We start from the raw sequence: 12,177 nt of genomic DNA, 5'->3' as shown, positions 1-12,177 counted from the left end.
CGCGAATTCTAGTCGCCCGACCGGGGCGGCTTGCGCGTGACCGGCGCGCCGGGCTTGCCCGGCCCGGCGGGGCGAAGTCCGCCCGCGCCGATGCGGCCGGCGGCGAAATCGTCAAGATAGTCGATCCAGGCCTCGCTGCGCGCGGCGATGTAGATGAACGGCCCGTCCGGGTTGGAGCGGAAGTTCGAGTCGGTGGCGACGACGAACCAGTCGCCGTCGGCCTCGACCATGAAGGGCGAGCCCGAATCCCCGCGCGTGGTGTCGCAGTCATGGGCCATGGTGTCGTCGTCATAGACGGTCAGGATCCGGCAGTCGGTGTTGCCCGACAGGCTGTCGCCAGTGTCCCAGGAATAGCCCGCCTGCCATATGCGCGCCCGCCGGGCGCCGGCCTCGCCGCGGGCGCGGACGAGATCGAGCGCGCCGACATGGCCGAGCTCGTCGCCAAGGCGCCGGTCAATGCGCAACAGCGCCCAGTCCGTGCCGTCGGCCTGGTCGGTCTCGGAAAACCGCGCGCCGTCCCAGTCGGGGTCGATCAGATGATCGATGACGCGGGCGGTGCGCGGCCCGCCGGGCAGGTCCTCGCCGGTCGTGAACTGACCCGCCGGCGCCAGCCGGCCGTCGTCATGGACGCAGTGCGAGGCCGTCACCAGCACGTCCGGGGCGACGAGCGTCGCCGTGCAGGTCCCGCCGGCCTCGAACGTCACGTAGCCGACCACGCTCCACGGAAACTCGCCGGTGTCCATCAGCACCCGGTCGTCGCGGCCGAAGAAGTGGTCGTTGATCGTCGCGGGCCGGTCCCGGCCGGCGCAGTCGGCGCGGTCGGTGCGCTCTTCGCACGTTCCGTCGCCGAGGCCGGGCTCGTTGCAGACGCCGTCGAAGGCCGTGTCGCAGGTGTCGTTGCGAAAGCGCAGATGGGAGACGTCGCCGCAGTCGGACAGGTCCGTACCCTGCGTGCACGCCCCGGTGCCGAAGCGCGGCTCGTCGCACTCGCCGTCATTGGACCAGCGGCAGGAATCGTCCTCGCGGCCGGTCATGATGCGCCAGCAGTCGGAATGGTCCGTCCCCGCCCGGCAGGCGCCGGTGCCGACGCCGGGCTCGTCGCATTCGCGGTCATTGGCGAAGCGACAGGAATCGTCGCCGACCGGCGCGGTGACGCCCGGCTTGGCGGGCTTGGCGACGCGCTGCAGCAGGCGGGCGAAATCGCCAGAGCCGAGCCGTTCGCCCGCTTCGGGCGGCGAGCCGAGAAGCTCGGCGGACTGGGCGAAGCCGGGCGCAGTCGCTCCAAACGCCAGGACAAGAAGGCTGAAAAGCGCAGCGCGCATGGCGGTCTCCCCTCGTGACGCCCAGCCTAGCCCGCACGGCCGGCCGCGCAAATCATCCCCTTTCGCCCAGCCTCGTTCAGCTAGGTGAACCCCCGGTGAACCGGACCGCCACCCGCGGTTCAGGCGCGGTTTGCGAGTCTGCGCGGCGATATCGGCGACCCGAAGTCGCGAAGGAGCCCAGACATGATCAAGCTATCCACGCTCGCCGCATCCGCCGCGCTGGCCTTCGCCGGCGCCGCGATGCTCGCCCCTGACGCCGAGGCCCGACATTCCGGCTCGCGCGGCTGGAACGGCCCGGAAGGCCATTTCGTCGTCAACGCCGCGGCCTGTCCCGACCTGCGCGACGATCGCCGCGACCGCCGCTACGGGCGCCATCACCGGGGCTATAATCGCTATGGCCGTCATCACCGCGGCCACGACCGGCGCGACCGGCGCGTGCTGCGCTGTCCCGAATGGGCGTGGGACTACGTGCCCAGCCATCGCGAGCGCCGCATGGGCCGCACCGGCGACCGGCTGCGCCCCGACACGGCCTACTGGAGCCGGCGCGCCGGCGGCTATTACGTCCAGACGCGCTGGGGTCCGGTCCGCGTCGAGGTGCGCTACGGCCGCGGCCGCCATCACGGCCGCTACGGCCGTCACACGACCTTCAGGTTCCGCTACTAGAGCCGGATGACGCCCTCGTGGCGGCGCGCGGCCGTGTCGCCTTCCAGGCATGGCCGTGCGCTCAGCCGCGTCACTCCGCGGGGCCGCCGAACGCCTCGTCGGGGTCCGGCGTCCGCACCGCGGAGACGGCGTAGGCCCGGTGATCCCGGGCGAAAGGCGCAACCGCGCCGGGCGGGAGATCGCGCGGCGCGCGCTGAACGACCGAGGACGCCACGCCGATGATCGCCCAGTCCTCGCCGCGCCGCACGAGAAGCGGCGAGCCGGAATCGCCGCCCACGATGTCGCAATCGTGCCCGATCAGGCCGGACGGCCTGAAATCCAGTATCCGGCAATCCGTATTGCCCGACAGGTTGTCGCCGGTGTCCCAGGAATAGCCCGCCTGCCAGACGCGCTCGTCGCGCGGGTCGTAGCCGAACACGGCGCGATAGCCGAAAACGCCCAGCGCGACGGCCGCGAGCACGGCGAACGCCGCGAACCCCTTGCGCGTCCCGCCCTCCGTCGCGGCCGCGGCCACGACGGCGATGACGACGAGGGCGAGCGCGCTGACGAGGTCGCGGCGGAGGGGCCGGTTGTCGCGCACGACCTCCACCGGGAGATAGCCGAGCTCCTCGCCCAGCGGCCGGTCCAGCCGCACCAGGGCCCAGTCGATGTTCTCGTACATCAGGGCGTCGAAATCCGCGTCTTCCTCGAGCATTGCGAGCACGTGGGCGTCCAGGACGCGCGCCTTAAACGGGCCGCCGGGATGATCGCGCGCGGTGACGAACTCGCCCTCGGGCGCCAGCCCGTCCTCGGCCACCACGCAGTGGGCCGCCGTCAGAACCGTGCTGGGGCCGATCAGCGCGCCGCTGCACCCCGCGCCGGCCTCGAACCGAAGCGAACCGATCGCCGACCAGGGATAGACTGCGGTGTCCATGAGGACGCGGTCGTCGCGTCCGAAGAAGACGCCGCCGACCTGCACCGCGCGGTCGCGCCCGCGGCAGTCGGTGCGGTCGGTTCTCGCCGCGCAGCGGGCCGGACCGCCGAGCGCGGGATCCTCGCACACGCCGTTGAACGCGGTGTCGCACCAATCGGTCTCGATCCCCTCGGGCGGCGCCTGGGCGACCGCCCGGGCCGCCGCGAGCGCCACGAGAACAATGACCAGCAGCACGGCCCGGCTCGCCATCTCGATCCCGATCGCCTCTTCAACGCCGCGTTTCACGCTAGCGCACAGCCGGCCGCCTGCAAGCCGCCGACGCGTCTCAGAGACGGATGACGCCGTCGAGATAGCGCCGCGCCGTCCCGATCAGCTCGACCCGGCCGTCATTCCTGGCGCGCACCCTGAGCGCGCCGGGGCGGCGGCCGATCTGGCGGGCGGCGAGCTCGGCGCGTCCGAGCCGCTCCGCCCAGTAGGGCGCGAGCGTGCAGTGCGCCGAACCGGTGACGGGATCCTCGGCCACCCCGGAGGCGGGGGCGAAGAAGCGCGAGACGAAGTCGGCGCTCGCCCCCGGCGCGGTGGCGATGACGTTGACCCCGGCGGCGGCGAGCGCGGCGATGTCCGGGTTCAGACCGGCGACCGCCGCCTCGTCGGCGTAGACGAACATCCGGTAGGCGGGGCCGTGGACGCGGTCGAGATCGAAGGCGGCCTCCGGCGCGCCGGCGCCCAGCGCGGCGACAACGTCCGGATCCGGCTCGGCGGGCCGGAAATCGACGCGGGGAAAGTCCATGACGAAGGCGTCGTCGGCCTCGCGCGTCACGGCGAGCCGCCCCGACGCGGTGTCGAAACCGGCCGTCTCGCCCGCGACCCGTCCGGTCTCGAACAACCAGACCGCCGCGGCCAGCGTGGCGTGGCCGCACAGGCTCACCTCGCAGCCCGGGGTGAACCAGCGGAGATTCCAGACATCGACCGCCTCGCCCGGAACGAGGAAGGCCGTTTCGGACAGGTTGTTCGACTGGGCCAGGCCGAGCATGTCGGCGTCGCTGATCGGTACTTCGAGCAGCGCCACCCCGGCGGGGTTGCCCGTGTGCGGCCGGTCGCCGTCTGGAAAGGAATGAAGCTCGGCGTAGGGAATTTCCAGCATCGTGCTCACCTGTATCGGTCGAGGAAGCCGCGATCGATGCGGCGCTTGAGCCAGAGCGCGGGCGCGCCGTCGAAGACGACGCCGTCATAGCGCGCCAGCCCGGTTCCGTCGCCCATGTCGAGAATGGACAACCAGCGTCCCTGCGGCCGGTAGCGCTGAAGCGCGCCCTCGCCGGTCGCCGCGGCGATCAGGTTGTCGACCAGGATCGGCGCGGCGCGCACGCCGAACACGCCGAGCTTGGGGCGCGGATGGCCGAGGATCGCCGCGCAATCGCCCGCGGCGAAGACGCGCCGGTCCTGCATTGCGCGCAGCGTCTCGTCGACCTCGACGCCGCCGGCGGCGGTCTCGATTCCCCCTGGGACCTGCGCCTTCAGCCCGGCCGCCAGCACCGCGATGTCGGCTGCGATCGCGTCTCCGTCGTCCAGTTCGATCGCGTCGTCGCTGACCGTGCGCGCGGCGCCGCGGACGATCGTCACGCCCCGCGCCCGCAGATTTTTCTCCGCGAGCCGGCCGCCGCGGGCGGGCCAGTCGGCGAGCAGCGGCCCGTCGGAGATCAGGGTCACGGCGTGTTCCGCCTCGCACGCGCCGACCAGCGCGGCGAGATTGGCCGCGACTTCGCAGCCCGTCGCCCCGCCGCCAATGACGGCGACGGACAGGGGCGCGCCCGCAGCGAGCACCCGCTCGCGCAGTCTTGCGAGATTGGCGATCGGCTTGACCGGCACGGCGGCCGCCGCGTCGATCCCGCCCGAGACCGCCCGGCTGCCGGTGTTGAGCGAGACGAAATCGAAGGCCTCGGACGCGCCGCTCGCCAGCCGCGCGACGCCGGCGTCGAGATCGATCGCCTCGACGGAGTCGCGGATAAAGCGGCCGGCGCCGGCCATCAGGTCGGCCGGGTCGATGGACGCCTCGGCCTCGTCCAGCGCGCCGGCGAGCACGGCCGTGGCCGAGCCCGAGTAACGGAACACGCCCGGATCGACGAGCGCGACGTCTATGCCGGCCTCCTCAAAGCGGGAAGCCTGACGGGCCGCCTCCATGTGGGCGTGGCCCGCGCCGACGAGGAGAACGCGCGGTCGCGACATGGGTCCGATCTAGACGCTCGGGGCCGCGGCGACCAGCCGGCTCGCAGGCTCGTGACCGATCGGCGCCCGGCGGTTAGACGCCGCCGTTCGATCGGTATATGTCTCGCGGCGAATACTGGATCGCGCGCGAAAGGACATCACCATGGCGGCTCTCGAGTCGGGCAAGGACGCGGCGCTCGCGTTTTCCTGGGAGGATCCGCTCCACCTGGACCTGGAGCTCTCGGAAGAGGAACGCATGGTCGCCAAGACCGCGCGCGACTACGCCCGCGGCAAGCTGCTGCCGCGCGTCATCGACGCCTTCCGCGAAGAACAGTTCGACCGCGCGATCATGACCGAGATGGGCGAGTTGGGCCTGCTCGGCGCGACGGTGGCCGAGGAGTATGGCGGCGCCGGGCTCAACCATGTCGCCTACGGGCTCATCGCCCGCGAGGTCGAGGCTGTGGATTCGGGCTATCGCTCGGCGATGAGCGTGCAATCCTCGCTGGTGATGTACCCGATCGAGGCGTTCGGTTCGGAAGACCAGAAGCGCAAATTCCTGCCGAAGCTGGCCAGCGGCGAGCATGTCGGCTGCTTCGGCCTCACCGAGCCCGACGGCGGTTCGGACCCGGGCGCGATGCGCGCCAAGGCGGTCAAGGCCGAGGGCGGATACGTGCTCAACGGCGAGAAGACCTGGATCACCAACTCGCCCATCTGCGACCTGGCGGTGGTCTGGGCCAAGCTCGACGGCGAGATCCGCGGCTTCATCGTCGAGGCCGGAACCGACGGCTTCGACTGCCCCAAGATCGAGGGAAAGATGAGCCTGCGCGCCTCGATCACCGGCTCGATCTCGCTCAACGACGCCTTCGTTCCCGAGGAAAACCTGCTGCCGAACGTGAAGGGGCTGCGCGGTCCGTTCTCGTGTCTCAACAAGGCGCGCTACGGCATCGCCTGGGGCTCGATGGGCGCGGCCGAGTTCTGCTGGCGCGCGGCGCGCGACTACGCCATGGAGCGCGTCGTCTTCGGCAAGCCGATCGCGGGCACGCAGCTCGTCCAGAAGAAGCTCGCCGACATGCAGACCGAGATCGCGCTGGGCTATCAGGGCGCGCTCCGGCTCGGCCGTCTGCTCGACGAGGGCGCCTTCGTGCCGGAGGCGATCTCGATGATGAAGCGCAATAATTGCGGCAAGGCGCTCGCCATCGCCCGCGAGGCGCGCGACATCCACGGCGGCAACGGCATCGCCGAGGAATACCACGTGCTGCGCCACGCGATTAATCTCGAGACGGTCAACACCTACGAGGGCACCCACGACGTCCACGCCCTCATCCTGGGCCGATCCCAGACCGGCCTGCAGGCCTTCAGCTGAGGCGGTCGCCGTGAGCGCGCCGGTCCGGCTTTCGATCGAGGGGCCGATCGCCCGGCTGGTCCTCGACCGGCCGGAGAAGCGCAACGCGCTCGACGAGGCGATGTGGCGCGCCCTGCCCGAGCGGCTCGCCGAAGCCGAGGCCGATGACGGCGTGCGCGTGCTGGTCGTCGAGGGCGCGGGCGAGGCCTTCGCCGCCGGCGCCGACATCTCCGAGTTCGAGGCGGTCTATTCGACCGAGGCGCGCGCGGCGGCCTATTCGGAAACCGTATCCGCCGCGCTCGAGGCGCTCGCCGCGTTTCCGCGCCCGGCGATCGCGAAGATCCGCGGCGCCTGCGTCGGCGGAGGCTGCGCGATCGCGCTGGCCTGCGACCTGCGCTTCGCCGCCCGCGACGCCCGCTTCGGGATCACCCCGGCGAAGCTGGGCCTCGTCTATCCGCTGGCCGACACGCGCCGCCTGGTCGAGGCCGTCGGCGTCGCCGCGGCCAAGGACCTGCTGTTCACGGGTCGGCTGGTCGACGCCGCCGAAGCCGCCGAACTCGGCCTGGTCGACCGGCTGGTCGAGGCCGACGCGCTCGAGACCGCCGTGGCCGAATACGCCGCCATGATCTGCGCGGCGTCGCGCAACTCCACCGAAACGATGAAGGCGCTGATCGCACGCATCCAGGCCGGCCGGGGCGAGGAGGACGCCGAGAGCCGGCGCATCTTCCTCGAGGCCTTCGGGGGCGCGGATTTCGCCGAGGGCTATCGCGCCTTCCTGGACAAGCGCCCGCCGCGCTTCCGGTGAAGCCGGCGGCGATCCGTCGCCGCGCACGGGGCTCGCCCCGACCGCCCTATGCGTCCAAGATGCCCCGGCGCCGACGGTCAGGAGCGGGACGCATGGCTGCAGGAAGCGATCATGCTCAGGCGAAGCCGCGCCCGAAGGACGCCGGCGACGCCGTCACGATCGACGACAAGGTCGCCTTCCTCTCCGCGCCTTCGGCCTACGGCGCGGGCGCGTCCCCCGTCGACGTCAGGGAGACCCACATGTCCTGGGTCTTCCTCGTGGGCGACGACGTCTTCAAGCTCAAGAAGCCGGTCAAATATCCCTTCCTGGATTTCTCCACGCTCGTCGCGCGCGAGGCCGACTGCCGCGACGAGGTGCGCCTCAATCGCCGCCTCGCCCCGGACGTCTATCTCGGGGTCCGCGCGCTCACGCGCGAGCCCGGCGGCGGGCTCGCCATCAACGGCCAAGGCGAGACCGTCGACTGGTTGGTGCACATGCGCCGCCTGCCGGAGGCGCGCATGCTCGACGCCGTCATCGCCGCCGGCGGGCCGGGCGAGGCCGAAATCGACGGCGTGGGCGCGCTGCTGACCGACTTCTACGCGGGGCTCGAGCCCGCCGACATCGCGCCTGACGCCTATGTGCAGCGCTTCCGCGACCAGCACGCCGAGGACTGGGCCGTGCTGGAGCAGCGCGCCTTCGCCGTCGACGGGACGCGGCTCGACGCACTCGGCGCGGCGATCGAGGGGTTTCTCGAACGGGAGGGCGACCTGCTGGAACGGCGCGTGCGCGAGGGCCGGGTCGTCGAGGGTCACGGCGACCTCAGGCCCGAGCATGTCTGCCTGATCGATCCGCCGGTCGTCATCGACTGCCTGGAGTTCAACCGGTCGCTGCGCCTGGTCGACCCGTTCGACGATCTCGCCTGTCTTCATGTCGAGTGCGAGCGCCAGGGCGCGGACTGGATCGGGCCGCGTCTCATGGCGGCGGCGGGGCGGCGTCTCGACGATGAGCCCCCGCGGCGCCTCCTCGACTTCTACACGGCCACGCGGGCCTGCCTGCGCGCGCGGCTGGCGCTGGCCCACCTGCTCGAGCCGAACCCGCGCACGCCCGAACGCTGGCCGATGATGGCGCGCGGCTATCTCGACATCGCCGAGGCCGCCGCCCGCCGGCTCAACGGGCGAGCAGCTCGCTGATCGACCCGCCCGCGTGAAGCCGGCGCACGGCGTCGGCGAAGAGCGGCGCGGCGGGGATCGTCTCGACGCGCTCGGCCGCGGCGGCGTCCAGCCGGAAGAGCGGGACCGTGTCGGTGACGGCGACCCGCTCGATATGCGGGCTCTCGAACAGCGGCCGCGCGCCGTCGATGAACAGGCCGTGGGCGGCGAAGGCCGCGACGCGCGTCGCGCCGGCCTCCTTCAGCGTCTCGGCGGCGCGGACCATCGTCCCGCCGGTGCTCACGATGTCGTCGATCAGGATCGCCGCCGCGCCGGCGACGTCGCCGGCCAGCTGCGAACCCGACACGACGCCCGCGCTGCGCCGCTTCTCCAGCCAGGCCGAGCCGATCTCGCGGCCGAGCTTCGCCTCGAGATGCTCGCGGAGGAGCTGGGCGCGCTTCACCCCGCCGGGATCGGGCGAGACGACGGCGAGCGGCGCGTCGCCGGCGAACGCCCGGGCCGGCTCCGCGAACAGGTCGTGCGGGACGAGATGGACGGCGGGGATGCGGAAGGCGTTGTCCCAGGCGGCGACATTGTGCGTCTCCAGCGTGACGACGGCGTCGATCCCGGCGGCCTCGATCAGCTGGGCGGCGTAGCGGCTGGTCACGGGATCGCGCGGCTTGGTGCGGCGGTCCTTGCGCGCATAGGCCATGTAGGGAATGACGGCGGTGACCCGCCGCGCGCCGTGATCGCGCAGCGTCGCGGCGAAGAAAAGCAGGCGGACGAGCTTTTCCGAGGCCGGGTCGTCCGGCCCGGCGTGCAGGCTCTGCACGACGTAGCAGTCGCGATCGCGAACAGAGACGAGCGGGCGGGCCTTGTGCTCGCCGTCCTCGAAGACGCGCTCCTCGTGGGCGTCGAGATCAACGCCGAGCGCGGCGGCCATGCGTTCGCCGAATTCGCGGGTCGCGTCGAGAGCGAAAAGGCGCATCGGGGCGGGCCTCCTTGCGGCGCGGAACAGACGCTAGCGCGGCCGCGGCCGCCGACCTAGGCGAAGTCGTCGAGCACGAGTTCGCGCTCCGGGACGGCGCGCACCCGCGCGCCGAAGCGGCGCGCCTCGCGATCCATCACCCCGCGCAGCCAATCGGCCTCCGCCCCCGAGGCCCGCTGAAGGCGGAAGCGATGGATGCGGAACGGCGCCATGACGAGCCGGCGCAACGCGCCCGAGCGCGCGTCGAGCTCGGGCCGGTAGAGCAGCACCAGCTCGCCGCGGAAGGTTTCGCGGCCGCGTATGCCCTCGTAGTCGTTCAGGAAGTCGCCGCATCCGTAGAGGACGAGCTTGCCGGCGTGGACCTCGACCGCCCGGGGGTGGTGCGAGGAATGGCCGTGGACGAGATCGATCCGGGCGCGGTCGATCAGCCCGCGCGCGAAGCGGCGATGGGCGTCGGGAATGTCGTAACCCCAGTTCGAGCCCCAGTGGATCGAGGCGATCGCGATGTCGCCGCGGCCCTTCCAGGCGTCGATCGTCGCGGCGATCTCCTCCAGCGAAGCATCGGAGAAATCCCGCAGGAAGTTGACGCCCGGCCGGTCCGACTCCGCCGCCCAGTCGGGCGGGATCCCGCTGTCGGCGCAGCCCCAGGCGAAGACCAGCGCGCGGCGGCCGTCGCCGAGCGGCAGCACGGCCGGCGCGGCGGCCTCGCCCGCCGTCCGGCCCGCGCCCGCGCCAGGAAGGCCGATCGCCTCGATCGCGTCGAGCGTGTCGGCGAGACCGGCGCGGCCCCAGTCGAGGACGTGATTGTTGGCGAGCACGGCGCAATCGACTCCGGCGGCGGTCAGCACGGGCGCGTTGGCCGGGGACATGCGGTAATTGATCGACTTCGGCGCGGGCTCGAGGGCGCCGGTGACGGCCGTCTCAAGATTGATGATGAAGGCGTCCGCCGGCCGCGCGGCGAGCTCGCCGAGGAGGTCGCCCCACACGTAGTCCCAGGCGACGCGGCGCGGAATCTCGCCGCCGGCCCGCTCGGCGAGCGCCACATAATCGGCCGCCGAGGTCATGTAGGGCTCGTAGAGGCGCGGATCGCCGGGATGGGGCAGGATCTGGTCGACGCCGCGCCCGGTCATGACGTCGCCGGCGAGCGCCAGCGATACCGTCGCGGCCCGGCCCGCCGCCGCAGCTGCTTCGGGCGACTCCTCGGCCGCGCCGCGACCCGCGCCCAGCGCCGCGCCGGCGGCCGCGCACGCGCCCGAGGCGACGGCGGCGCGGCGCGTCAGCGCGCACCGGAGGCGGGCCGCATGAGCATGGGTCGGCGGATCCATCATCGGGCGATCCTGCCGTGAACATCACGGTGCGATCCTTGAGCCGGATCAATCCGCCGCGCGGCGTGAATTGATCGAGCGCAAGGCGAAGTCGGCCGGGGCCGGCCTAGACTCGACTCACCCCCTCAAAACCGACCGCCGGAGATTCGATCCCATGTCCGAAACGCAAGGCGCCGCCGCCGAGGAAGCCGTCATCATCGGCCCCTATGCGCTCGAGGGCATGCTGACGGTCCCCGACGACGCCCGCGCGGTCGTCGCCTTCGCCCACGGCAGCGGCTCGTCGCGCCGCAGCCCGCGCAATCGCGCCGTCGCCCGCGCGCTCAACGAGGCGGGGCTGGCGACCTTGCTGTTCGACCTGCTGACGCCGGAGGAGGCCGCCGACCGGGCCAATGTCTTCAATATCGGGCTGCTGGCCGACCGGCTGCTCACGGCGATCGACGATCTCAAGGCGCGGCCCGAGACGAAGAACCTGCCGATCGGCCTGTTCGGGGCGAGCACGGGCGCGGCGGCCGCCCTCGTCGCGGCGGCGCGCCGGCCCGGCGACATCGCTGCGGTCGTCTCGCGCGGCGGGCGGGCGGACATGGCCGGCGACGACCTGCCGCAGGTCCGCGCGCCGACCCTGCTGATCGTGGGCGGCGACGACGCGCCGGTGGTCGCGATGAACCGGGAGGCGCGGGGGCGGCTCGCCGGGCCCAGCGCGCTCGAGATCATTCCCGGCGCGACGCATCTCTTCGAGGAGCCCGGCGCGCTCGAGGCGGTCGCCCGCCTGGCGGCCGACTGGTTCCGCAACCGCGCGCAACCCTCGCGGCCGAAACCGTTCGGCGTGGTCTTCCGAGATCGCGACGACGCCGGCCGGCGGCTCGCCGCCGAAGTCGCGGAATGCACCTATCGCGATCCGGTGGTCTACGCCCTGCCGCGCGGCGGCGCGCCGGTGGCCGCCCGGGTCGCCGAGGCGCTCGACGCGCCGCTCGACCTCGTGCTGGTGCGCAAGCTGGGCGCGCCCTTCCAGCCCGAGCTGGCGATGGGCGCCGTCGTCGACGGCGGCGAGACCGAGACCGTCCTCAACGAGCAGATCGTCGAGGCCGCGGGGATCTCCCGGGCCGAGATCGACCGCGTCCGGGAGAGGGAGGAAGTCGAGATCGAGCGGCGCCGGAAACTCTATTTCCGCGACCGCAAGCGGCCCGACGTGAAGGGCCGCGACGCCATCGTCGTCGATGACGGACTGGCGACCGGCGCAACGGCGCTCGCCGCGATCCGCGCCCTCAAGCGCAGAGGCGCGGCGCGCGTCGTCCTCGCCGTGCCCGTCGCGCCGCCGGACACCGTCGAGCGGCTCGCGGGCGAGGCCGACGCGGTGATCTGCCTTGAGCAGCCCGAGCCCTTCTTCGCCATCGGCGGCTGGTACGCCGACTTCCGGCAATTGAGCGACGGCGACGTCGTCGACATCCTCGACGCCGCGGCGAAGCGCGCGGGCGGCGGGTGATCGCGAAGGC

At 72.5% G+C, this 12,177-nt stretch carries 11 protein-coding genes; 5 read left to right on the top strand and 6 right to left on the bottom strand.

Annotated elements, in window-relative coordinates; translation table 11 throughout:
- Positions 1–8: 8 nt before the first annotated feature.
- A complete protein-coding gene (locus DDZ18_RS03270) occupies positions 9–1,322 on the bottom strand; it encodes a trypsin-like serine peptidase (RefSeq protein ID WP_109251906.1) in 1,314 nt (437 codons plus the stop codon).
- A gap of 183 nt (positions 1,323–1,505) precedes the next feature.
- Between DDZ18_RS03270 and DDZ18_RS03265 the strand changes: the two genes are divergently transcribed.
- Positions 1,506–1,985 (top strand): hypothetical protein, encoded by a 480-nt coding sequence (locus DDZ18_RS03265; RefSeq protein ID WP_109251905.1) that lies wholly within the window; start codon positions 1,506–1,508, stop codon positions 1,983–1,985.
- 70 nt (positions 1,986–2,055) lie between these two features.
- On the opposite strand, the gene DDZ18_RS03260 is transcribed toward DDZ18_RS03265, so the two are convergent.
- Genes DDZ18_RS03260 through DDZ18_RS03250 form a run of 3 tightly spaced genes read right to left on the bottom strand, consistent with a single transcriptional unit; the run spans position 2,056 to position 5,121 of the window.
- Positions 2,056–3,183: a trypsin-like serine peptidase gene (locus tag DDZ18_RS03260; protein ID WP_109251904.1), complete on the bottom strand. Its 1,128-nt coding sequence runs from the start codon at positions 3,181–3,183 to the stop codon at positions 2,056–2,058.
- A gap of 40 nt (positions 3,184–3,223) precedes the next feature.
- The gene (locus tag DDZ18_RS03255; RefSeq protein ID WP_199241119.1) at positions 3,224–4,042 is read right to left on the bottom strand and encodes a PhzF family phenazine biosynthesis protein; all 819 of its coding nucleotides are present in this window, start codon (positions 4,040–4,042) and stop codon (positions 3,224–3,226) included.
- A 5-nt stretch (positions 4,043–4,047) separates the two neighbouring features.
- Positions 4,048–5,121, bottom strand: a complete 1,074-nt coding sequence (locus tag DDZ18_RS03250) for an NAD(P)/FAD-dependent oxidoreductase (RefSeq protein ID WP_109251903.1) — start codon at positions 5,119–5,121, stop codon at positions 4,048–4,050.
- Positions 5,122–5,263: 142 nt separating this feature from the next.
- Here DDZ18_RS03250 and DDZ18_RS03245 point away from each other — a divergent pair, with 142 nt between their 5' ends.
- The 3 genes from DDZ18_RS03245 to DDZ18_RS03235 all read left to right on the top strand — a co-directional run bounded on the left by DDZ18_RS03245 (position 5,264) and on the right by DDZ18_RS03235 (position 8,416).
- Positions 5,264–6,463 carry an acyl-CoA dehydrogenase gene (locus DDZ18_RS03245; protein ID WP_109251902.1) on the top strand — a complete coding sequence of 400 codons (1,200 nt, stop codon included), beginning with the start codon at positions 5,264–5,266 and terminating at the stop codon, positions 6,461–6,463.
- A gap of 10 nt (positions 6,464–6,473) precedes the next feature.
- Complete coding sequence (locus tag DDZ18_RS03240) at positions 6,474–7,247, top strand: enoyl-CoA hydratase/isomerase family protein (protein ID WP_109251901.1); 774 nt, start codon at positions 6,474–6,476, stop codon at positions 7,245–7,247.
- A gap of 92 nt (positions 7,248–7,339) precedes the next feature.
- Positions 7,340–8,416 (top strand): hypothetical protein, encoded by a 1,077-nt coding sequence (locus DDZ18_RS03235; RefSeq protein WP_199241118.1) that lies wholly within the window; start codon positions 7,340–7,342, stop codon positions 8,414–8,416.
- Here DDZ18_RS03235 and DDZ18_RS03230 read toward each other — a convergent pair.
- Positions 8,394–9,362, bottom strand: coding sequence for a ribose-phosphate diphosphokinase (locus DDZ18_RS03230; protein WP_109251900.1), 969 nt, complete (start codon positions 9,360–9,362; stop codon positions 8,394–8,396). The two genes, DDZ18_RS03235 and DDZ18_RS03230, sit on opposite strands and share 23 nt — an antisense overlap.
- 56 nt (positions 9,363–9,418) lie before the next feature.
- Positions 9,419–10,690, bottom strand: a complete 1,272-nt coding sequence (locus DDZ18_RS03225; protein WP_233245685.1) for a CapA family protein — start codon at positions 10,688–10,690, stop codon at positions 9,419–9,421.
- Between the two features lie 151 nt (positions 10,691–10,841).
- Here DDZ18_RS03225 and DDZ18_RS14070 point away from each other — a divergent pair, with 151 nt between their 5' ends.
- Complete coding sequence (locus tag DDZ18_RS14070; RefSeq protein WP_233245684.1) at positions 10,842–12,167, top strand: phosphoribosyltransferase family protein; 1,326 nt, start codon at positions 10,842–10,844, stop codon at positions 12,165–12,167.
- The last annotated feature ends 10 nt before the right edge of the window (positions 12,168–12,177 follow it).

Source organism: Marinicauda salina (assembly GCF_003122085.1).
In the GTDB taxonomy this organism is placed as follows: domain Bacteria; phylum Pseudomonadota; class Alphaproteobacteria; order Caulobacterales; family Maricaulaceae; genus Maricicauda_A; species Maricicauda_A salina.
The sequence above is the reverse complement of the archived record's forward strand: the minus strand, read 5'-3'. Positions and strand labels throughout refer to the sequence as shown.

Excerpts from the sequence above, each read along its gene's own strand:
- DDZ18_RS03270 (WP_109251906.1), bottom strand. The coding sequence starts at position 1,322 with ATGCGCGCTGCGCTTTTCAGCCTTCTTGTCCTGGCGTTTGGAGCGACT.
- DDZ18_RS03265 (WP_109251905.1), top strand. The coding sequence starts at position 1,506 with ATGATCAAGCTATCCACGCTCGCCGCATCCGCCGCGCTGGCCTTCGCC.
- DDZ18_RS03255 (WP_199241119.1), bottom strand. The coding sequence starts at position 4,042 with ATGCTGGAAATTCCCTACGCCGAGCTTCATTCCTTTCCAGACGGCGAC.
- DDZ18_RS03250 (WP_109251903.1), bottom strand. The coding sequence starts at position 5,121 with ATGTCGCGACCGCGCGTTCTCCTCGTCGGCGCGGGCCACGCCCACATG.
- DDZ18_RS03245 (WP_109251902.1), top strand. The coding sequence starts at position 5,264 with ATGGCGGCTCTCGAGTCGGGCAAGGACGCGGCGCTCGCGTTTTCCTGG.
- DDZ18_RS03235 (WP_199241118.1), top strand. The coding sequence starts at position 7,340 with ATGGCTGCAGGAAGCGATCATGCTCAGGCGAAGCCGCGCCCGAAGGAC.
- DDZ18_RS03230 (WP_109251900.1), bottom strand. The coding sequence starts at position 9,362 with ATGCGCCTTTTCGCTCTCGACGCGACCCGCGAATTCGGCGAACGCATG.
- DDZ18_RS03225 (WP_233245685.1), bottom strand. The coding sequence starts at position 10,690 with ATGATGGATCCGCCGACCCATGCTCATGCGGCCCGCCTCCGGTGCGCG.
- DDZ18_RS14070 (WP_233245684.1), top strand. The coding sequence starts at position 10,842 with ATGTCCGAAACGCAAGGCGCCGCCGCCGAGGAAGCCGTCATCATCGGC.